We start from the raw sequence: 527 nt of genomic DNA, 5'->3' as shown, positions 1-527 counted from the left end.
GATTATTGTATTAACTTACTCAAAATAGAAGTTAAAAGTAAGAATTGAAAGTCTTTTCACATTTTTTGCAAATAACACACAGAAATGACATAAATCTATTTTATTTTTATATGTAGAAGTTATTTCATAAGTAATGTTTCTTGAGATGGTTACTACATAGAAGGGAGCTTTTAAAATGGAAATGGATTCATATTATTGGGAAATGGTTAAGAAGAATATAGGGGTTTATTCTAAACAGGAACAAGAATGCCTTCGAGATAAGAGGGTCATTATTTTTGGACTAGGGGGAGTAGGTGGATATGAAGCAATTTTGTTTTCTCGAATGGGAATAGGGCATATTACCGGTGTTGATCCCGATGAATTTGAAGTTTCTAATATTAACAGACAAATGTTAGCGCTTTCTAGTGTTTTAGGTGAACCAAAAGCAAAGGTTGCAGAACAAGTTGTAAAAGATATACACCCTTATATATCAACAAATTTTATACAAACAAGAGTAGACGAGGATAATGTAATTAAACTTATAAAAG

General features: G+C 30.6%; 1 protein-coding gene. It reads left to right on the top strand.

Translation table 11 applies throughout. From position 1 onward, the window contains the following. Window positions 1-175: 175 nt before the first annotated feature. Window positions 176-527 (top strand): ThiF family adenylyltransferase (locus AC1DTM_RS31245; RefSeq protein ID WP_477001793.1); only part of this gene is annotated, 352 nt, incomplete at its 3' end.

The organism is Bacillus sp. P4_D3, assembly GCF_056401855.1.
Note: the sequence above shows the minus strand (reverse complement) of the source record. Positions and strands in the feature narration are given on the sequence as shown.